Genomic DNA, 18,674 nt, shown 5'->3' with positions numbered 1-18,674 from the left:
CGGCGTGGAACAGACCGCCCACGAGAGCATCGCCCTGATCACGGCCCTGCGTGCCCTGATGCAGGAGACGAAGCAGCGGCTGCGCCCCTACAAGTTCTACAGCCAGGACCTGCTCAACAACTTGTTCCGACACCCCTACACCCGTATCGAATTCGTGCAGCAGGAACTGCAGGTGAGCCGGCCCACGGCGGCGGGTTACTTGAACAAATTGGCCGCGGACGGCGTGCTGGTCAAGCAAAAGCACGCCAACTCCAACTACTACGTCAACCAGCCCCTGTTTGAGCTGTTAGCCCAACTGGGATAAGCCGCGCTGCCAAGCGAGAGTGAACGCCACGACACCGGGATAGACTTTCTAAATCACCGTACAAAGTGCACACTGTGTTGACGGACAATGGGGTCCAGTTCATACCCCAGCCCCACCAATTTCTGCCGGGCGGGCACAGTTTCGACCGCATTTGCCGCGAATATGGCTTGGAGCACCGCCTGACCAAACCGGCCCACCCCTGGACTAACGGCCAGGTCGAGCGCATGAACCGCACCATCAAGGAAGCCATCTTCAAGCGCTTCCATTACCAGAGCACCGACGAGCTCAACGAGCACCTGCAAGCCTTTTTTGCTCGCTTACAATCACGCCAAGCGCCTGAAGACCCTACGCGGGCTAACCCCGCACGAATTCGTCTGTGCACAGTGGCAAAAGAACCCGACTATCTTTACCCAGGACCCGACCCACCTTATACTGGGACTATACACCTAGACCACCTCAAGGCAAACGCAAACAAAGGCGTCGTATCGGAGTAAGGGTGAGCAAGTAGCTGGCTGTAAGGGCAGACGAATTAGGTGGAATATTAGTTTTTGCCGGGTCAGCGCCAATCAGCGCAAAACTAAGCCGACCGTTATTGGGCGGCCCGCTTGCGTTCCAGTCGGTCAATCATTTGCTTCATCTGCTTGATTTCGCGCTTCTGGGCCTCAATGATGTCATCGGCCAGCTGGCGTACTTCCGGGTCCTTGATGTCGGCGCGCTTGCTGACCATGATGGCAATGGAGTGGTGCGGAATCATGGCCTTCATCCACAGCGTGTCGCCCACGAATGTCTGGGCCCGCACCATATAGGTGGCCAACGCGAACAGCACTAGGCTGCCGCCCATAATCAGGGCGTTGCGCTGCTTGTTGGGGTACATTTCCCACATAAAGCCCAGCATGATGAGCGTCATCGGCACCAACATAATCAGGGACATGTAGAAGCGGGTGAGGCTGAAATACACGTGGTCCCACTCGTACACGTTCAGGTACATAACCACGTACATGGCCACCAGCGAGGTGCCTAGCATCAGGAAAAAGCGTGAGTAAGGGTTTTTGTGCTCCATAGGAAATGAGGGGGTTATTGAAAAAATGTCTTTTAAGAATGGCAGGACTCGGCTTGCTTAGAACCGCACGCTCAGGCCACCACCGCCGCCGAAGCGGTTGTCGTAGCTGCCCATAAGTGAGAAGTTGCGCGAGAGCATGTATTCCAGGCCCGTGCTCCAGACCACTTCTTTGGTGAAGCTGTGGTTGTTTTCCAGCTCGTTTACCCAGCCAAAATCGGCCTGGAACTCATAGTAGCCGAACGCTGCCAACCGGGGAAAAATCATGATTTCGCGGCCCAGGCTCAGGCGCGGGCGCAGCTTGTTGTCGATGCGGGCGTCGAGGCTGAACAGGTAAGGCGTGAGAAAGCGCAAGCCGGCTACGGCCGTGGTGGCGGTTTCGCTCGTCATTTTGCCCGGCCCCTGCTCGTTGGGTGCAGGCGCGGCCCGGCGGCGGGAGCTTTCAACGTTCACGCCCCCAAACACGCGCAGGTAGTCGTAGAGGTAGCGCTCGTAAGTAGCCTCGGTTTCCCAGTTGCGGTTCCAGCCGTACTCCACGCTCAGGTTAAACTGGTTGCGCAGGTTGGATGACATCAGGTTGAGGCTGCTCATGTGCGAAGCTGCATCGAGCCGGCCCCAGGTATAGTACTGGTTGGTTTCGCGCAGCAGCTCGCTCAAGGGTGCCCCTTTCAGGCGCGGGTCGCGGGGCGTGTCGTAGCTGGCAATGCGGGCCATGCCGCCCATCATGTGGTAGAGGATGTGGCAGTGCAGAAACCAGTCGCCCGGCTCGGTGCCCAGCACCTCAATCGTCACCTGCTGCATGGGCGGCACATTCACGGTGTGCTTGAGGGGCGAGTACTCCCCGTTTTTGTTGACGACGCGGAAAAAGTGCCCGTGCAGGTGCATGGGGTGGTGCATCATAGTCAGGTTGTTGTAGGTGATGCGCGTGAGCTGGTTGCTGCGAATCGGGATTTTATCAGCCGACGACAACGGCACGCCATTCATGCTCCAGATATAGCGCTGCATGTTGCCGGTGAGGTTGAGCAGGATTTCGCGCACCGGCACCGTGTCGGCGTAGGCCGACTTCTGGGGCGCGCGCAGGTAGTCGTAGTTGTACTCGACAAACATATCCATGCCGCCCATATCCATCCCACTCATGCCGCCCGCTTGTTTCTGGCCAGCCATGTCCATGCCGGCCATCGGATTATCGGCACCCGTTTTAATACCTTTCATTGGCATCTGGTGCCCGGCATGGGTCGTGTCGGCAGGCATATTCATACCGGCCATTTTCTTTGCGTCAGCCATGTCCGACTTAAGTTTTGAGGGCTGGTCGTTCTTCCTCATGCCATCCATCTTCTGGCCGCCGCCGCTCTTGTCCATGTCGGCCATCGGCTTATCAGCGCCCATTTTATGGTCGCCCATCTTCATGCCGCCCATCTTGCCTTCCTTGCCCTGCATATCCATCTTCATGCCCCAGGTCTCCTTCATCTGCTGGGCATCCACGTGGTTGGGGCGGAACTTGAGGGCGGGCGCGCCCATGCGCATCTTCATCTGGGCCATCTGCTGCATGAGGCCGATTTTATCGGGTCGGGGCAGTACGGCCGCCGCCAGCACCGGGCCGGTGCCGATGAAGGCCGAGGTGGTGCCGGAGCCGTCTTGGGCCATGGCCCGCAGCTCCAGCTGGCCATCGGCGGGCACCGTCACCAGGAAATCGTAGGTTTCGGCCACCGCAATAAAGGTTTTGTTACGAGCTACTGGCACCACGTCCTGGCCGTCGGCGGCAACCAGCAGCGGGTCCTGCGGCCCCCCGAACGTCAGCCAGAACTGGGTAGAGGCCGAGCCGTTGATGATGCGCAGGCGCACCCGCTCGCCGGGCCGGAACTCCGGGTACTGCTGCACCGGCTGGCCATTCACTAGAAAGGCATCATAATAGATGTCGGCAATGTCGAAGCCTTCCATGCGCTGCTTCCAGAAGTTAAGCTGGGCCCCGAAGGCCCCTCGGGCCACCACGCGGTTGAGCGGCGTGGCCGTGCCCTTGCGGATATTGTACCACTCGGTGCCCCGCTTGAGAAAGCGCAGCACGTTCTGGGGCTTCTGATTGGTCCAGTCCGAGAGCACCAGCACCAGGTCCTTGTCGTAGGTCAGGCGCTCCTGCCGGGGCTCAATCACGATGGAGCCGTACACGCCGCTCTGTTCCTGCAGCATGGTGTGCGAGTGGTACCAGTAGGTGCCGGACTGCCGGAGCGCAAACTCATATTTCTGCGTCTGGCCTGGCTTAATGGGCGGCGTGTTGAGGTAGGGCACGCCGTCGTAGAAGTTGGGCAGCAGCAGGCCGTGCCAGTGCACCGACGTTTCCACGTCCATCTCATTCTTGACGTAAATCACCGCGTAGTCGCCCTCCTTAAACCGGATGGTCGGGCCCGGAATACCGCCGTTTACGGTCATGGCCGCCACGGTTTTGCCGGCCTTGTTCACCGGCTCCTGCCGCAGCGTCAGGGTGTAAACGGTCGTATCGGTCTGGGCCCGGGCGGGCGGGCCAGCCAGTAGCAGCGTCAGCAGCAGTAAGGGCAGAAAGCGTAGGGAGTTAAAGCGCATAGCAAAGTCGTTGGGGTGCCCGCCGGGTAAGGGGGGGCAGTGGAGCCACGGCGGCAGCGTGGCTGGACCCCTAAACTCAAAACGCCCGGTAGGGCCGGGCGTTTTGTAAGGGGAAAGGGGGGGTTAGGCTGCTTGAATCTCGAAACCGGCTTCCTCAATGGCCCGCACTACCTGCTCGGCCGTGAGCTTATCGGAGGTGACCGTCAGTAGTTTATCGGGGTTGGCGGTATCTACCTGCCAGTTGCCGACGCCGGCCTGCTCGTTGAGGGTGGGCGTTACGGCCTTGATGCAGCCGCCGCAGTTGATGTTGGTTTTGAAGTGAAGCGTGTTCATAGTAAGCAGAATTAGCGGGGCCATTGGCGGCCCCCAAGTAAAGAGAAAACGCAAGCCAGCGCCCAATTAGCTCCCCGAAGGGCTACAGAATTGCGCCGCTGATTTGCATTATTTCCCCGTTGGGGCTACTCTTGCTACAACTTGATTAGGTGGCCATAATCTGGCGGCAGGCTTCTTCGCAGCGGCGGCAGGCCTCAGCGCACTCGCGGCAATGCTCCATGTGGTCGGCATGCTTTTGGCACTCGTCGCCGCAGGCTTTGCAGATTTCGGCGCACTCCTTCAGCAGGTGCTGGGCGTGCTCTGAGCTACGGGCCACGTAGCGGGCCGTCAGGGCACAGATGTCGGCGCAGTCGCGGTCAAGCTCAATGCAGCGGGCCATCATTTGAAGGTTGTCGCCGCGCAGGCCGGAGGTAGCGCAGTTTTCGCAGGCGGCCACGCAGGCATTGAGGGCGTCGAGCAGGGATTGGTTTTGGTTGGGCATGAGAAAAGAAGTTAAAGAAGTAAGGATTAGATACTCTTTATATACTGCGACCTAAGGGCCTGGTTTTGCGCCGTGCGCTTGCTCGCTTGCATTATTTAGCGCTGCCGGGGCCGCTTTATCGGCCGGCGCGGGGCGCTGCTGGCGGTACGTGGACGGCGCGCAGTGAGCGAACCGCCGAAACTGTCCGGAGAAGTGCGCCAGACTGCTGTAGCCCAGTTGCCGGGCAATCTGGCCGATACCGGCCGGCGAAGTAATCAGGAGCTCCTGCGCGCACAACAACCGCTGCTGCTTGATGTAGCTGAGCAGACTGGTAGGGGCGGGCTGCTGCGCAAACAGACGGTGGAGCTGCCGCGCACTCAGGCCGGCCGTCTGCGTCAGGGTCGGTATAAAGTCGCGGTGAGCAATGGCGTTGGGACGGTGCAGTAGGTCGGCAATCAGCTGTTTCACCTTTGTCACGCGTGCGTAGGCCGGGTCTTTGAGCAGGGCAAAGCCCACTTTAGCCAGGGCTTTGCGGATGCGCTGCCAATCCAGCTCGTCGGGCGCGTGGGCTACCGTAGCGGCCCCCAGACGCACCGCGTGCACCACCAGCCCCAGTTTCTCCAGTTCCAACCGCACCGTCTGGGCGCCGCGCGCGCACACCATATGCTTGATGTAAAGCACGCAGCCGGTTTCGCTGGACGAATATTTGAAGGGAAAGGACACGGAAAGGTGCGTTAAACGGCGGGCTTGGTGGCGGCGGGCTGAGTGGTGGGCTGGTCGGCCGCAGGTGTGAAGGGCGGCGCGTCCAGCTCCTGCGGGTGCGGGTGCGCGTCAAGTCCTACTTCCTGGCGGGCAGCGAAGTATTGAGCCAGCGCTTTTTCGCCCACCAGCCAGAATACCACCGGCGTCACAATGATGTCGAGGAAGGTGGAGCTGAGTAGACCGCCTAGAATCACGGTAGCCACGGGGTACAGAATTTCCTTGCCCGGCGCGTCCTTGGCCAGCGTGAGCGGCACCAGGGCCAGCGCCGCCACCAGGGCCGTCATCAGCACCGGCACCAGCCGTTCCAGCGAGCCGCGGATAATCATGGGGATGCCGAACTTCTCGCCTTCGTGCTCCACGAGGTGGATGTAGTGCGAAATCATCATGATGCCGTTGCGCGAGGCAATGCCGGTGAGCGTGATGAAGCCCACCAGCGAGGCAATGCTGAACGTGCCGCCCGTGAGCAGCACCGCCACCACCGAGCCGATAAGGGCCAGCGGGATGTTGAGCATAATCTGCCCCACCATCAGCGAGGACTTGAAGTGCGAGAACAGCACCAGGAAGATGCCGGCCAGCGAAAACAAGCTCAGCCACAGAATCTTCTGCGAGGCCGACTGCTGGCTCTCGAACTGCCCGCCGTAGGTGAGGTAGTAGCCCGGCGGCAACTTCACCTGCTGGTCGATTTTGGCCTGAATCTCCTTCACCGTGGAGCCCAGGTCGCGCTCGGCCACGTTGAGCGAGATAGTAATACGGCGCTGGGTGTTTTCGTGGTTGATGGTGTTGGGCCCCGGCTCGTAAATTATCTCCGCCACCTGGCTCACGGGTATCAGCGAGCCGCTGGGGGTTTCGATGCGGGTCTGGCTGATGGCGGCCATGTCGTTGCGCTGCTCTTCGGGCAGCTTCACCACTAAGTCGAAGCGCTTCTGGCCATCAACCATCTGCGAGACCACGGTTCCCTGAAACAGCGTTTCCAGGTCGCGCACCAGCTCGCCGCGACCCATGCCGTAGGCGCGCAGGGCGTCGTCTTTGGGCCGGATGAGCAGCTGCGGAATCTGCACCTGCTTTTCCACCTGCAAATCGACCACGCCGGGCACGGTGCTGGCGGCGTCGCGCACCTCGTTGGCGTAGCGGCGCAGCTCCAGCAAATCGTTGCCGAAGACCTTGATGGCCACCTGGGCCCGCACCCCACTCAGCAGGTGGTCGAGGCGGTGGGAAATGGGCTGGCCGATGTTCACGTTCACGCCCGTTATCAGGCTGAGCTTTTCGCGCATGTCGGCCAGGATTTCGTCGCGGCTGCGCATGGTTTTGCCCTCCTTCTCCAGCTCGGCTTCGGTTTTGAAGGCCACCTCGATTTCCGAGTTGTTCACCGATTCGGCGTGCTCGTCGAGCTCGGCGCGGCCGGTGCGGCGGGCCGTGAAGGCCACTTCCGGAATCTTGAGCATCTGCTGCTCACCCAGTGTGCCCAAGCGGTTGGACTCGGTAAGCGAGGTGCCGGCCGGGGCCGAGAAGTTGACCGTGAGCGAGCCTTCATTGAAAGGCGGCAGAAACTCGGTGCCGAAGAAGGGCACCATGGCCACGGCCATCGCAAAGAGCAGGGCCGTGGACGTGAGCACCAGCTTGGGATGCCGCATGCCCCAGCCCAGCAGCCGGGTGTCCTTCTTCTTGAGCCAGCGCACCAGCCCGCCGTCGGTTTCGGGGTGGTCCATCTGCTTCATGCCGGGCAGCAGGTAGTAGCAGAGCACCGGCGTAACGGTCAACGACACGAACAGCGAGGCCACAATGCTGGTGATGTAGGCAATGCCCAGCGGCGCGAATATGCGGCCTTCCATGCCTTCCAAGGCAAACAGCGGCAGAAAAACCAGCACAACGATAATGGTGGCGTACACGATGGAGTTGCGCACTTCCGACGAGGCCGAGTACACAACGCGCAGCACCGGTTGCGGGTCGGGCCTTTGCTTGTTTTCGCGAAGGCGCCGGTACACGTTTTCCACGTCCACAATGGCATCGTCGACCAGCTCCCCGATGGCAATGGCCAGCCCGCCCAGCGTCATGGTGTTGATACTGATGCCGGCCGCCTTAAACACTAAGGCCGTAACCAGCAGCGACAGCGGAATGGCCACCAGCGAAATAAACGTGGTGCGCACGTTCAGCAGGAAGGCAAACAGCACGATAACCACCAGAATGGCCCCGTCGCGCAACGCCTCTTCCACGTTGGAAATCGAGGACTCGATGAACTCCGACTGCTTGAACAGGCGCGTGTTGACTTTAACGTCGGGGGGCAGCGAGGGCTGGAGCTCCACCAAGGCCTTTTCCACGGCTTCGGTCAAACCCACGGTGGCCGCGCCCGGCTGCTTCTCAATGCTCAGAATCACGGCGGGCTGGCCGTTCACGCTGCCGTCGCCGCGCTTGAAGCGGGCCCCGAACTTTACATTGGCCACGTCGGCCACGCGGATGGGCGACTGCGCGCGGTAGCCCACCACGATGTTCTCGATGTCTTCGACCGAGCGTAACCGGCCCAGGTTGCGGATGAGCACCTCCGAGCCGTTGCGGTCGAAGAAGTTGCCGGTGGTGTTCAGGTTCGACTGGCGCAGGGCTTCTTCCACCTGGTTGGCCGTCAGGCCGGTGGCGTTCAGGCGGGGCATGTCCAGCAGCACCTGGTACTGCAGGTTGTCGCCGCCGATGGGGATGACCTGGGCAATACCGGGAATGCTGAGCAGGCGCTGACGCACCGTGTAGTTGGCCAGCGTGCGCAAATCGGCCGCGTTGGTTTCCTTCCCGCCCGACAGGCCCACCAGCATTATCTGGCCCATAACCGACGAGATGGGCCCCAGCACGGGCGTGATGCCCTGCGGGAGCTGTTCGCCCGTGGTTTGCAGCTTCTCGCTCACAATCTGGCGGGCCGTGAAGATGTCGGTGCCGTAGTCGAACTCCACGAACACCATGCCCAGGCCGATGGCCGAGTTCGAGCGCACCGCCGACACGCCGGTGGCCCCGTTCAGGGCCGTTTCCACGGGCAGCGTCACCAGGGCCTCCACTTCCTCGGGGGCCATGCCGGGCGCTTCCAGAAACACGGTCACGCGGGGGCGGTCCAGGTCGGGCAGTACGTCCACCGGCAGCTGGTTGGCCGTGTAGGTACCGGCAATGATAAGGGCCAGAGCAAAGGCCAGCATGAGCAGGCGGTTTTGCAGGGCAAAGCGGATTATCTTGTCAAGCATTTTTTGTGTAGCTATAAGCTTTGATCTACAAGCTGCAAGCCTCTAGCGCTGAGTGTTTTTCTGATGTGGGACTTGTAGCTTGCAGCTTGAGGCTTAAAATCTACTGGTTGAGGTAGATGGATTTGAGCTGGTAGGTGCCGGCCGTCACCACCCGGTCGTTTTCATTGACCTCACCCTGCACCAGCACGGTTTGCTGGCCGTTCACGGCCCCCGGCTGCACGTAGCGAATCTTGAACCGCTCGGGCTCGGTGTGCACGAATACCACGGGCTTGCCATTGAGGTCGGTGATGGCCGAAGTGGGCACCACCAGCTGGGGCTGGCCGCCGCCGGTCTGGCCCACCACCTGCACGTTCACGGCCTGGCCGGCCCGGTAGGCGCTGCCGTCCGTGGCATCCAGTTCCAGCACCAGCTGCCGGGCCTGATTGACGGGGTTGACCATGTTGCTGAACACCACCAGCCGGGCCGGCACGCCCGCCTGGCCCTGCAGGCCCTCCACCCGGAATGCGGCCCCGGGCGTGACTTTGGCCAAATCCTGGGCAAATACCTGGGCCTCCACGCGCAGTTTGCCGGGGTTGATGACCCGAAACAGCTCGTCGCCCTGACTGACCTGCTGACCCACGGCGAGGTTGAACACGTCCACGGTGCCGCTCACCGGCGAGGTTATGCTGACGCGGCGCTGGCCCGCTTGGCTGTTCTGAATACCGGCGTTCTGCCGGGCCTGACGCAGACGCAGCTCGGCCGCCACCACATCTTTGCGGGCGGCAATGTCGGCGATGCTTTGCAGGCGGGCGTAGTCCTGCTGGGCGGCGCGCAGCTCGGCCTGGGCGTTGGCCCGCTCGGTGCTGAGGCCAATTTGCTGGGTAGCATCCAGCGTCTGCTCGATGACGGCCAGTGTCTGGCCGGCCCGCACGCTCTTGCCGACCTGCGCCGTGAGGCTCACGATGCGCCCGGTTTGCGGCACCACCACGCGGCCCTCGCCGCCCGCCGCCGCCGACACCGTGCCGTAGAGCGTGGCCCGGCTGTAGGTGGTGGAGTAAGCGGCCAGGTTGGTTTGTACCTGGAACAGGAACTGGCTTTCCTTGGGCAGCAGCACTTCATCGGTCAGGGCCACGCCGGTGCTGGCCTTGGCCTCGCCGCCGTGGTCTTCGCCGCCGTGGGCCTGCACCAGGCCCGGGGGCGGCAGCAGCACGCTCAGCACCAGGCCGGCCGCGGCCGTAACGGCCAGAAATTTATGCTTGGTTTTCATACACGGCAGGATTGGAGGTGGAAACAGGCGCGGTAGGGCGTCGGCGGCGCAGCAGCAAAAAGGTCAGGCCGATGCCGAGCACGAAGGCCCCGACAAGGGCCAGAATCATTTTCCAGGAGGAAAAAAGCGAGGCGGCAGCCTCCGGAGCCGACGCGGCCACGGGCAGCTTCTCGCCCACCTTAATGCCTTCAAGCAATAGCAAATCGGCCTTGTCACCGGCCACGACATTGACCGTGAAGCTGTAGGGCTTGTTGGCCGGAAACTGACCTTCGACCAAATAGATGCCCGGTTCCTGCTCCGTTACGGCCCACTTAAGGCTGGCATCCTCCGGCGTGGTGAGCGTGAGCTTGGCCCCCTTGATGGGCACGTTGGTAGCGTAATCGGAGAGGAACAGGCGCAGGTCGGCCGGCTGGCCGCCTTCCAGCGGCTCGTAGCGCAGCAGCACCTCGAACTGCTCCGAGAGCGCCGCCATCGAAAACGACGTCGCCCCGGCTGGGGTGCCGGCCTTGGGGCCGTCGCCGTGGTCTTCGCCCCCGTGGGCACTGGCCGTCCCGCTCAGCAACAGGCCCAGCAGCAAAATCAGGAGTTGTTTCATATTATTCACCCCGCAGGTAGTTAAGTTCGATGAGGGCCTGACGGTAGTCGCGGATGGTAGTCAGGTAGGTATTTTGAATGGTGAAAGCCTGGTTGAGGCTCTGAATCAGGACCAGGTAGCTGATTTCGCCGGCCCGAAACAGGCGCTGCGACTGGCTGATAATGGCCCCCGACTGCGGCACACCGGTCTGCTCGTAGTAGCCCAGCGAGGCCGAGAACTTGCGCGTATCGGCCAGTGCCTGCTCGTAGAGGATGCTCAGCTCCAGGCGCTGGGCCTGCAGCTGGTAGCCGGCCGCCTCGCTGCGGGCCGTGGCTGCCTGCAGCTGCGAGCGGTAGGTCCAGAACCACACGGGCACCGACACGCCGAACTGAAAGCGGTACTTAAGAGCTGAGTTCTCAAAAGCCTGATTCTGATACCCCACCGTGAGGGCCGGGGTGCGCCGGGCTCGCACCAAGCTGATGCCCGACTGGCTCAGGGCCACGTTCTGGGTGGCAGCCGCCAGCGTGGGGCTGCGCACCAGGGCTGTGCTGTCCTCGGTGGGCAGTCCGCTGAGCAGCGCCCCACCCGTTTGCACCAGTTCCGGGCCACTGCGGCGCAGGTCGGTGCTGGTGGTGAAAGCGGCCGTGGGCTGGCCCAGCAGCAAGCCCAAGCGGTGCTGGGCGGCGCGTAAATCGGCGGTGGCCTGCTGCAGCTGCACGGATACCAGCCGGGCTTCGGCTTCGGTGCTGATGCGCTGCAGCGACGTGATTTCTCCGGCCGCAAACAGCCGCTCGGTGGCCACCCGCAGCGCCTGATAAAGGCTGTCCTGGTAGGTGAGCTGCCGGACCTGGGCCTCGGCAAACTGTAGGCTCAGGTAAGCCAGCCGGGTATCGCGCAGCACCGTGGCCCGGCTCACCTCGCGGTTGCGCTCGGCCAGACTGATGCCCGCCTCCGCCACCTGACGCTGGCGCCGGTACACGTTCGGAAAGTCAATGGTCTGCACCACGCCCGGGGCCCACAGCTCACCCGTGGGGGCCGAGAACAGCAGGTCGGGGTTGGCCGGCGAAAACGAGCCCCGCTTCAGGGCCCGCTGCTCCTCCACCTCGCGGTCCGATTGCCGCAGCCGCGGGTGGCGGCGCAGGCTCCGGGCCTCGGCGCTGTCGAGGCCGATGACGGTTTGAGCCTGGGCAGCTTCTCGGCCTAGCCCCAGCAGCAGTAAGACCAGCACCAACAGCCAACGGGCCCCGCGTTTTAATTCAAAATACGTCATACAATCACATTAAGACCAGCCGGTGGGCTGCCCGCCGTTGCAGCAGCGGACGGCCCGAGGTGGAAAAGGCCCGGACGCCCGGCATCCGAAAAACCGGCGCGGTCTACTACTTTTTCACCAAGGCCATGCCGCACTTCGGGCACGCGCCCGGCTTGTCGCTGGCGCTGCCTTCACACTGCATGGGGCACTGGTAAGCGGCGCTCACGACTTGGCCGTTTTTAGCCGCCGCGTCAAGCTTTTCAAACCGGGACGAGAGCGATTTGCCCTTGGCTTTGAGGCTGACAATGGCCGTCCGAACGGTGATGCCGGCCGGAACCTGCGCCACCAGGTGGTCGCCGGCGGGCGCGAGGGCGGCGGTGCTGGTTTTGCCAGCCGTGGTCAGCAGCATCACCGTGCCGGTGGTGGCTGTGGGGGCCATCGTGGCTTCGTTGGCATCGAGCAGGTACACGTGTACTTCGCCGGCCTGCTGCACCAGCTCCAGATGGTAGGCGCCGGCCGTCCGCACTACGCCCCCGTGGGGCGACTGGTGGGCGTGGGTTTCACCGGCTGCTTTGTGGCCATGGGCGGCGGCGGGCTTGTGGCTGTGCTGGGCCTGGGCCGAGAAAGAAGCGGTGGCCACGATAGCGGCGGCGATGAGCAGGATTTGGGGAACCTTCATGGGGAAATGAAACGTGAGTTTAGGGGGAAAAGCAGGAAGCGCGGAAGGCTACATTTTGTCGGCGTTCTGGGCGTGCCAGGTCTTAAAGGCGTCTATTTCCTTCTGCTGGGTGTCAATCATCTTCTCCGCCATAGCCTTGAGCTTGCTGTCTTTACCGTAAGCCACTTCGGCTTTGGCCATGTCCATGGCGCTCTGGTGATGCGTGGTCATCAGCATGTTGAAGTTCATGTCCGGGTTGGCGACGGTAGGCGGCGTGCTCTGCATCATGGTCGTCATCGACATCTTCATCTGGGCCGTGAACGGATCGTTCGGGTCTTGGGGCTGGTAGTTGGTCGGGGCATTGTCGAGGCGGGTGGCCACGGCTTCCAGCTCCCCGATTTCCTGCTGCTGGTCGGCCTTGATTTTCTCGGCCATCTGCCGCATGGTGGCGTCTTTGCCATCGCGCAGCTGAATGTCGGCCATGGCCACCGCGCCTTTATGATGCTCCAGCATCATGTGGGCAAAGTCGTGGTCGGTGTTGCCCTTCATTTTCATGGCGTCCATCTTGCCCATCATCTCATCCATCGAGGCTTTCAGGGGCGAGTCGCCGGCCATTTTGGAGTGGTCCATCGTGGAATGGTCCATAGCTGCCATGTCGCCGGCCGCGGCAGTTTCGGTGGTGGCGGTGGTTTCCGTGGCGGTTTTGGTATCGCAGCTGCTCAGTAGCAGGGTGCCGGAGCACAGCAGGGCGAAAAGAATGGCTTGGGTTTTCATGGATTCAGAGAATTAGCGGAGAAAAAAAACGGGCGGGAAAAGCGCGCGAAACGGAGCTGCCTAGCTAGCGGCTGGGCCTTTCACGTTGATAGTGAAGTCGCCGGTGTGAATCTTGCCGTCGTGGTTGAACTGCAGGAACACGCGGTACAGGCCGGGCGCCTCGAAGTTGGTATTGAAGCCGATGGCCGGGCCTTTGTCAGCCTGGTCGTTGGGGTGCACGTGCAGGTAGCGCTCCGTGTCTTCGCTGATGACGACCACGTGGCCCAGCGCGCCCAGGTAGTTGTCGAGGTCGGTTACGGGCTGGCCGTTTTTGCTGATGACGATTTTCATGCCCAGCAGCTGGCCGGTGTTCAGGGGCTTATCAAACGCCAGGGTGGCTGAGTAGCCATCCTTTTCCCAGCTCATATCATCGTTCTTGAACTTGACGGGCGCGTATTTCGGTCCCTGCACCGTCACGGGCTGACGGCCCAGCTGATGGCTGCTCCCGGTGGGCGAATAATCCTGAAACAGCACGAACTCGCCGCCCTTGGGGAAGGTGTAATCCACTTTATAGTCCCCCTGGGCGGTGTACTCGGGATGCTCGTGGTAAAACTGGCCCAGGTCTTTGCTGACGATAATCAGGTGAATCTTCTTTTCGTGCACCACGGCCAGCGGCACGGGCGCGGCCTCGTTGCCGGTTTCCTGGGGCGTGAAGGATAGCTTGGCGGGCTGCCCGGCCACCAGCTGCATGGGGATAGGGGTGAACTTCATCTGGTAGGCCTTGCCATTGCTGGCGGGCAGGTCGGTGTGCTCCAGGTTCATGCCGCACTTAGGGCACGAGTCGCCTGCCTTGGTGCTGGTCACCTCGGGGTGCATGGGGCAGGAATAGATGTGGCCACCGGCGTGCTCGTCGGTACCTGCTGCGGGACCTCCGGTGGGCGTGGTAACGGTGTCGGTGGCACTGCTGCTGCCGGCATCCGACGAGCAGCTGGCAACGGTAAACAGGCTGGCAGCGGCCAGCAGCGGAACAAAAATACGCTTCATAAAAAAACAGGTAATGAGTGGAAACGGTGGAAAATTGGCCCCGGCCAGGGCCCGGAAGGCTACGCCAACCATTGCTGCCAGAGCACGAAGCTCAGGGCGGCAGCCACTACGGCGTAGAGCAGGTAGGAGAACCAGCGGCGACCTGGCCCTGACGGGGGCGAGCCACTAGCCGCCTCACAACAACGCTTCATTGTGGGGAGTGGTAAAACCAGGAAATAGGGGAGGGGGGCGCGGCCAGGCCGCGCGGGCGAGCAAACGAAAAGGCCCGCCCCGGACATAGCATAGCTATGCCGGCGCGAGCCTCAGCACGTCGAAAAAATCAGACAGTCAACGACTGAATGTAAATACGGATATCCGGAATTTTGGGCTTGAGATGCCGCGGTGGAACCAGGGCAACGGCAGCCGTCTGGTCCCACTTGCCCGCGAGGGGCCGGAAATGGAATTCCACTGCCGTTGGCAGCACGGCCGGGGCCGGAACGAGCAGGCTCTTCTGGACCGGCATTGTCAGGGCCGAAAGCAGGGCCGCCGAGTTGTCTTTGCAGCAGTCGTCCTGGCTGCCGGCCGACTTGGCAGGGTGCTGGTCCGGCTTGGTGGTTGGTTCGGCTACGGCCCCGTGGCCCGCGCAGCCCGGGTGCGACGGCTGGGCCACTACGGTTGGCTCAGCCACGGCCAGGCTGGTTGCCGGCACCGGGTTCACTACGGCGCACAGGCACTGCCCCACGAACACGTTGACGAAGACGAGCAGGAAGCTCGTCGCCAGCAAACGGCGGAAGGGGAACAGGTTACGGAACATAGATAGGCGCCAAATGGGCGCTGAACAATTGCAAAAATAGGCTTATCTCCTGAAAAAGCTAACCAAAATGGTGCCGCTACTACCGCTGGCATATTGCAGCTTGCTCGTTGTTGGCGCTGGTTTACAGCGCTAAAGTAAGCTTTTGCGCCTCTACCGGCCCATGAGCATACCTGGCTCCGGGAAGCAACTGGCCATCAAGTGCGAAATTATATAAGTGGCCGGCCATATTTTATCTGCCCGGTTTGGCAGCACCACCCGCAATGGCCTTTGCTTTGGCGGTAAGGACTCCTGCCGCCATTCGGGCAAATTATGCAACTCCGCGGCCGGATTCAGTACCAACTCCGGCCCCGGGAAGCCGTTCCTTTGTATAGTGCGGCTGGCCCTTCGCCAATCGGCTGACTGGCCCCTGCCGCACCACTTTTTATGCTGCTGCCCATGGAACCTGTCCTTAAAACCAAAACCGAAACGCTCGACATCGAAGGCATGACCTGCGCCTCGTGCGCGGCCTTCGTCGAAAAGTCGCTCAGCCGCACGCCGGGCGTGCAGCGGGCCCTGGTCAACTACGCCACCGAGAAGGCCACCATCGACTATCTGCCCACCGAGGCAACCCCGGCCGCGCTCCGGCAGGCGGTAGTGAGCGCCGGCTACAGCGTGGTGGAGCGCGCCCCCGATACCAGCGCCGCCGAGCGCAGCGCCGAGCTCGACCGTCAGAAAGCGCTGGCCTACCAGCAGCTCAAGCGCCGCTTCTGGGTGGCTACGGGCCTGGCCATCGTCATCATGCCGCTGAGCATGCTCATGCTCTGGCCCGCCCTGATGGCGCGCGTGAACATGCCCGTGCTCAACTACGCGCTGCTGCTGCTCACGCTGCCCGTGCTGGCCTACAGCGGCCGCGAGTTCTACGTGTCGGCCTGGAACGGCTTTAAGCACCGGGCCGCTAATATGGACACGCTCATTGCCGTGGGCACCGGCGCGGCCTTCCTCTACAGCCTGGCCGCCACCGTGGTGCCCGATTTCTTTACCAGCCGGGGCCTGATACCGGAGGTGTACTACGATACCACGGCCACCATCATCGCCCTGATTCTGCTGGGCAAGGTGCTGGAGTTGCGGGCTAAAACCCAGACCTCGGCCGCCATGCGTAGCCTAATGGGCCTGCAGGCTAAAACGGCCCGCGTGGTGCGCCCCGACGGCCAAGAAGTGGACGTGCCCATCGAGCAGGTGCAGCTCGGCAACATCGTACTGGTACGCCCCGGCGAGAAAGTCGCCACCGACGGCATCATCACCGACGGCCAGTCGTCGCTCGACGAGGCCATGCTCACCGGCGAAAGCCTGCCCGTGACCAAGAAAACGGGCGACCCGGTGTTCGGGGCCACGCTCAACAAAACCGGCTCCTTCCGCTTCGAGGTAACCAAGGTCGGGGCCGACACCATGCTGTCGCAGATTGTGAAGCTGGTGGAGGACGCCCAGGGCAGCCGCGCCCCCATCCAGCGGCTGGCCGACAAGGTGAGTGCCATTTTCGTACCCACAGTGGTCGTGATTGCCATCCTCACGTTCGTGCTTTGGTTTGATTTGGCCCCGGCCGAAACGCGCCTGCCGCTGGCGCTGGTCAATTTCGTGGCCGTGCTCATCATTGCCTGCCCCTGCGCACTGGGCCTGGCCACGCCCACGGCCATCATGGTGAGCACCGGCAAGGGCGCCGAGCACGGCGTGCTGATTCGTAACGCCGAAGCCCTCGAGAAGGCCTACCAGGTAAACACCGTGCTGCTGGATAAAACCGGCACCATCACCCGCGGCGAGCCGGCCGTAACGGACTTCGTGGCTCCCGGCCAGGACGGCGCGCAGCTGTTGCAGGTGGTAGCGGCCGTGGAGCGGCAGAGCGAGCACCCGCTGGCCGAGGCCGTGGTGCGCCACGCCGACGACCAGGGCGGGGATAAGCTGACGGCCACCGACTTCCGCGCCGTGGAAGGCAAAGGCGCCGCCGCCACTGTGGATGGCCAGGCCGTGCTCATCGGCAACCGCCGCCTGCTCAGCGACGAGGGCATCACCTTATCGCCCGAGCTGAAAGTCCTGGCTGAGCAGTTACTAAGCCAGGCCAAAACCGTGCTCTATGTAGCCGTAGCCGGACAGGCTGTGGGCCTGCTGGGCGTCGCCGATACGGTGCGCGACACGTCGGCGGCCGCTATCAAAAAGCTTCAGGCCCTGGGCATCGAGGTGGTGATGATGACGGGCGACAACCCTCAGACGGCCGCGCAGGTGGCCGGGCAGGTGGGTATTATCCGTTACTTCGCCGAGGTACTCCCGGCCGATAAGGCTGGCAAGGTGAAGGAGCTGCAGGGCGAAGGTCGCATCGTGGCCATGGTGGGCGACGGTATCAACGACGCGCCCGCCCTGGCTCAGGCCGACATCGGCCTCGCCGTTGGCTCGGGTACCGACGTGGCCATGGAGGCGGCTGGTATCACGCTCATGCGCTCCGACCTAAATGGCGTGGTCACGGCCATCGAGCTGAGCCGCCAGACCATCCGCACCATCAAGCAAAACCTGTTTTTCGCCTTTATCTACAACACACTGGGCATTCCCGTGGCGGCCGGGCTGCTCTATCCCTTCTTCGGCATCCTGCTCTCGCCCATGCTGGCGGCCGCGGCTATGGCCCTCAGCTCGGTGTCGGTGCTTGCCAACTCGCTGCGCCTGCGCTCTTTCGACAACCACTAACCACTGCTTACTATGGATACTTCTCAAATCATCGTGACTATCGTTGGCCTGGGCCTATCGGCGTTTGTGATATGGTACTTCTTCTTTTCGGCCCGCCAAACGGCTAGTGCTGTTTCGTCGTCGAGCGGTGTGCAGCAGGTAGATATCACCGTGAAGGGCGGCTACTCGCCCGACATTATTGAGGTGGAAAAGGGCAAGCCGGTGCAGCTGAGCTTTTACCGCGACGAAGAGAACAGCTGCTCGGAAGAGCTGCTGCTGCCCGATTTCAGTATCCGCCGCGACCTGCCGGCCTTTAAAACCACGCTCGTCGAGCTGCTGCCCGAAACGGCCGGCACCTTCCCATTCACCTGCGGCATGGGCATGCTGCGGGGTAGTCTGGTCGTGAAATAATGCGGCCGGTGAGCAAGCCTGACATCAGCATTGCCCCCGTGCCGCCGCCGCCGTGGGCGCACCGGTTGTTGATTAAAAACATGGTCTGCCCCCAGTGTATTCGGGTGGTGGGCGAGGAATTGGCGGCGCTGGACCTGCTGGTGCACCGCGTGGCCCTGGGCGAGGCCGACGTATCGACGCCCGACGGCGCGGCCCCTGACTGGGCGGCCATCCGGCGCCGGTTGCAGGCGGCGGGCTTCGAATTGCTGGAAGATGCGCAGGACCAGTTAGTGGACCGTATCAAAACCCTGCTGGTCGCCCTGATTCATTACCCGCCGCCGAGCCGGCGGCTGCTCAACTACTCCACTTACCTAGCCGAGCACCTCGACAAGGACTACCACTACCTGTCGCATCTGTTCTCCGCTTCCGAGGGCCTCACGATTGAGAAGTTCATCATCCGCCAGAAAGTGGAGCGGGCCAAGGAGTTTATCAGCTACGGCGAGCTAAGCATGACCGACATCGCCCAGCAACTGGGCTACAGCAGTCCGGCTCACCTCTCGCGCCAGTTCCGGCAGCT

Annotated in this window: 17 protein-coding genes and 2 pseudogenes; 5 read left to right on the top strand and 14 right to left on the bottom strand. The window is 62.4% G+C overall.

Features of this window, described 5'->3' with window-relative positions:
* Both HW556_RS15460 and HW556_RS15455 read left to right on the top strand, forming a co-directional pair.
* Positions 1 to 304 (top strand): annotated as a pseudogene (locus HW556_RS15460) (Fic family protein); the annotation flags it as partial.
* 35 nt (positions 305 to 339) lie between these two features.
* Positions 340 to 754, top strand: a pseudogene (locus HW556_RS15455) (integrase core domain-containing protein); the annotation flags it as partial.
* Positions 755 to 893: 139 nt separating this feature from the next.
* Here HW556_RS15455 and HW556_RS15450 read toward each other — a convergent pair.
* The 14 genes from HW556_RS15450 to HW556_RS15390 all read right to left on the bottom strand — a co-directional run bounded on the left by HW556_RS15450 (position 894) and on the right by HW556_RS15390 (position 15,022).
* The gene (locus HW556_RS15450; protein ID WP_176901019.1) at positions 894 to 1,364 is read right to left on the bottom strand and encodes a DUF305 domain-containing protein; all 471 of its coding nucleotides are present in this window, start codon (positions 1,362 to 1,364) and stop codon (positions 894 to 896) included.
* 57 nt (positions 1,365 to 1,421) lie between these two features.
* On the bottom strand, positions 1,422 to 3,935 hold the full coding sequence (locus tag HW556_RS15445; RefSeq protein ID WP_176901018.1) for a multicopper oxidase domain-containing protein: 2,514 nt from the start codon (positions 3,933 to 3,935) through the stop codon (positions 1,422 to 1,424).
* A 123-nt stretch (positions 3,936 to 4,058) separates the two neighbouring features.
* On the bottom strand, positions 4,059 to 4,268 hold the full coding sequence (locus tag HW556_RS15440) for a heavy-metal-associated domain-containing protein (RefSeq protein ID WP_176901017.1): 210 nt from the start codon (positions 4,266 to 4,268) through the stop codon (positions 4,059 to 4,061).
* Positions 4,269 to 4,413: 145 nt separating this feature from the next.
* A complete protein-coding gene (locus HW556_RS15435) occupies positions 4,414 to 4,749 on the bottom strand; it encodes a four-helix bundle copper-binding protein (RefSeq protein ID WP_176901016.1) in 336 nt (111 codons plus the stop codon).
* A gap of 51 nt (positions 4,750 to 4,800) precedes the next feature.
* Positions 4,801 to 5,451, bottom strand: a complete 651-nt coding sequence (locus tag HW556_RS15430; protein WP_176901015.1) for a helix-turn-helix transcriptional regulator — start codon at positions 5,449 to 5,451, stop codon at positions 4,801 to 4,803.
* A gap of 11 nt (positions 5,452 to 5,462) precedes the next feature.
* Positions 5,463 to 8,705 carry an efflux RND transporter permease subunit gene (locus HW556_RS15425; RefSeq protein WP_176901014.1) on the bottom strand — a complete coding sequence of 1,081 codons (3,243 nt, stop codon included), beginning with the start codon at positions 8,703 to 8,705 and terminating at the stop codon, positions 5,463 to 5,465.
* Positions 8,706 to 8,805: 100 nt separating this feature from the next.
* Positions 8,806 to 9,951, bottom strand: coding sequence for an efflux RND transporter periplasmic adaptor subunit (locus HW556_RS15420; protein ID WP_176901013.1), 1,146 nt, complete (start codon positions 9,949 to 9,951; stop codon positions 8,806 to 8,808).
* Positions 9,935 to 10,546 (bottom strand): hypothetical protein, encoded by a 612-nt coding sequence (locus tag HW556_RS15415; protein WP_176901012.1) that lies wholly within the window; start codon positions 10,544 to 10,546, stop codon positions 9,935 to 9,937. The genes HW556_RS15420 and HW556_RS15415 overlap by 17 nt, the downstream gene beginning before the upstream one ends.
* Position 10,547: 1 nt before the next feature.
* Positions 10,548 to 11,795 (bottom strand): TolC family protein, encoded by a 1,248-nt coding sequence (locus HW556_RS15410; protein WP_176901011.1) that lies wholly within the window; start codon positions 11,793 to 11,795, stop codon positions 10,548 to 10,550.
* Between the two features lie 106 nt (positions 11,796 to 11,901).
* Positions 11,902 to 12,453 carry a heavy metal-binding domain-containing protein gene (locus HW556_RS15405; RefSeq protein ID WP_176901010.1) on the bottom strand — a complete coding sequence of 184 codons (552 nt, stop codon included), beginning with the start codon at positions 12,451 to 12,453 and terminating at the stop codon, positions 11,902 to 11,904.
* 48 nt (positions 12,454 to 12,501) lie between these two features.
* Positions 12,502 to 13,206 (bottom strand): DUF305 domain-containing protein, encoded by a 705-nt coding sequence (locus tag HW556_RS15400; RefSeq protein WP_176901009.1) that lies wholly within the window; start codon positions 13,204 to 13,206, stop codon positions 12,502 to 12,504.
* Between the two features lie 60 nt (positions 13,207 to 13,266).
* The gene (locus HW556_RS15395) at positions 13,267 to 14,229 is read right to left on the bottom strand and encodes a heavy metal-binding domain-containing protein (protein ID WP_176901008.1); all 963 of its coding nucleotides are present in this window, start codon (positions 14,227 to 14,229) and stop codon (positions 13,267 to 13,269) included.
* Positions 14,230 to 14,288: 59 nt separating this feature from the next.
* On the bottom strand, positions 14,289 to 14,420 hold the full coding sequence (locus HW556_RS18835; protein ID WP_262890010.1) for a hypothetical protein: 132 nt from the start codon (positions 14,418 to 14,420) through the stop codon (positions 14,289 to 14,291).
* A gap of 128 nt (positions 14,421 to 14,548) precedes the next feature.
* Positions 14,549 to 15,022, bottom strand: coding sequence for a hypothetical protein (locus tag HW556_RS15390; protein ID WP_176901007.1), 474 nt, complete (start codon positions 15,020 to 15,022; stop codon positions 14,549 to 14,551).
* A 435-nt stretch (positions 15,023 to 15,457) separates the two neighbouring features.
* Here HW556_RS15390 and HW556_RS15385 point away from each other — a divergent pair, with 435 nt between their 5' ends.
* From HW556_RS15385 to HW556_RS15375, 3 genes are all read left to right on the top strand, one after another.
* A complete protein-coding gene (locus tag HW556_RS15385) occupies positions 15,458 to 17,728 on the top strand; it encodes a heavy metal translocating P-type ATPase (protein ID WP_176901006.1) in 2,271 nt (756 codons plus the stop codon).
* Positions 17,729 to 17,740: 12 nt separating this feature from the next.
* Positions 17,741 to 18,118: a cupredoxin domain-containing protein gene (locus HW556_RS15380; RefSeq protein ID WP_176901005.1), complete on the top strand. Its 378-nt coding sequence runs from the start codon at positions 17,741 to 17,743 to the stop codon at positions 18,116 to 18,118.
* Positions 18,119 to 18,126: 8 nt separating this feature from the next.
* The coding region (locus HW556_RS15375; protein WP_176901004.1) for a helix-turn-helix transcriptional regulator at positions 18,127 to 18,674 on the top strand (548 nt) is incomplete at its 3' end.

Origin of the sequence: Hymenobacter terrestris, assembly GCF_013377905.1 — a bacterium.
Taxonomy (GTDB): domain Bacteria; phylum Bacteroidota; class Bacteroidia; order Cytophagales; family Hymenobacteraceae; genus Hymenobacter; species Hymenobacter terrestris.
This window is presented reverse-complemented; position numbering and strand designations above follow the sequence as displayed.

What these genes read in the sequence shown, in the direction of transcription:
- HW556_RS15440 (WP_176901017.1), bottom strand. Translation starts at nt 4,268, where the DNA reads ATGAACACGCTTCACTTCAAAACCAACATCAACTGCGGCGGCTGCATC.
- HW556_RS15410 (WP_176901011.1), bottom strand. Translation starts at nt 11,795, where the DNA reads ATGACGTATTTTGAATTAAAACGCGGGGCCCGTTGGCTGTTGGTGCTG.
- HW556_RS15450 (WP_176901019.1), bottom strand. Translation starts at nt 1,364, where the DNA reads ATGGAGCACAAAAACCCTTACTCACGCTTTTTCCTGATGCTAGGCACC.
- HW556_RS15420 (WP_176901013.1), bottom strand. Translation starts at nt 9,951, where the DNA reads ATGAAAACCAAGCATAAATTTCTGGCCGTTACGGCCGCGGCCGGCCTG.
- HW556_RS15385 (WP_176901006.1), top strand. Translation starts at nt 15,458, where the DNA reads ATGGAACCTGTCCTTAAAACCAAAACCGAAACGCTCGACATCGAAGGC.
- HW556_RS15435 (WP_176901016.1), bottom strand. Translation starts at nt 4,749, where the DNA reads ATGCCCAACCAAAACCAATCCCTGCTCGACGCCCTCAATGCCTGCGTG.
- HW556_RS15400 (WP_176901009.1), bottom strand. Translation starts at nt 13,206, where the DNA reads ATGAAAACCCAAGCCATTCTTTTCGCCCTGCTGTGCTCCGGCACCCTG.
- HW556_RS15415 (WP_176901012.1), bottom strand. Translation starts at nt 10,546, where the DNA reads ATGAAACAACTCCTGATTTTGCTGCTGGGCCTGTTGCTGAGCGGGACG.
- HW556_RS15390 (WP_176901007.1), bottom strand. Translation starts at nt 15,022, where the DNA reads ATGTTCCGTAACCTGTTCCCCTTCCGCCGTTTGCTGGCGACGAGCTTC.
- HW556_RS15445 (WP_176901018.1), bottom strand. Translation starts at nt 3,935, where the DNA reads ATGCGCTTTAACTCCCTACGCTTTCTGCCCTTACTGCTGCTGACGCTG.
- HW556_RS15425 (WP_176901014.1), bottom strand. Translation starts at nt 8,705, where the DNA reads ATGCTTGACAAGATAATCCGCTTTGCCCTGCAAAACCGCCTGCTCATG.
- HW556_RS18835 (WP_262890010.1), bottom strand. Translation starts at nt 14,420, where the DNA reads ATGAAGCGTTGTTGTGAGGCGGCTAGTGGCTCGCCCCCGTCAGGGCCA.
- HW556_RS15380 (WP_176901005.1), top strand. Translation starts at nt 17,741, where the DNA reads ATGGATACTTCTCAAATCATCGTGACTATCGTTGGCCTGGGCCTATCG.
- HW556_RS15405 (WP_176901010.1), bottom strand. Translation starts at nt 12,453, where the DNA reads ATGAAGGTTCCCCAAATCCTGCTCATCGCCGCCGCTATCGTGGCCACC.
- HW556_RS15395 (WP_176901008.1), bottom strand. Translation starts at nt 14,229, where the DNA reads ATGAAGCGTATTTTTGTTCCGCTGCTGGCCGCTGCCAGCCTGTTTACC.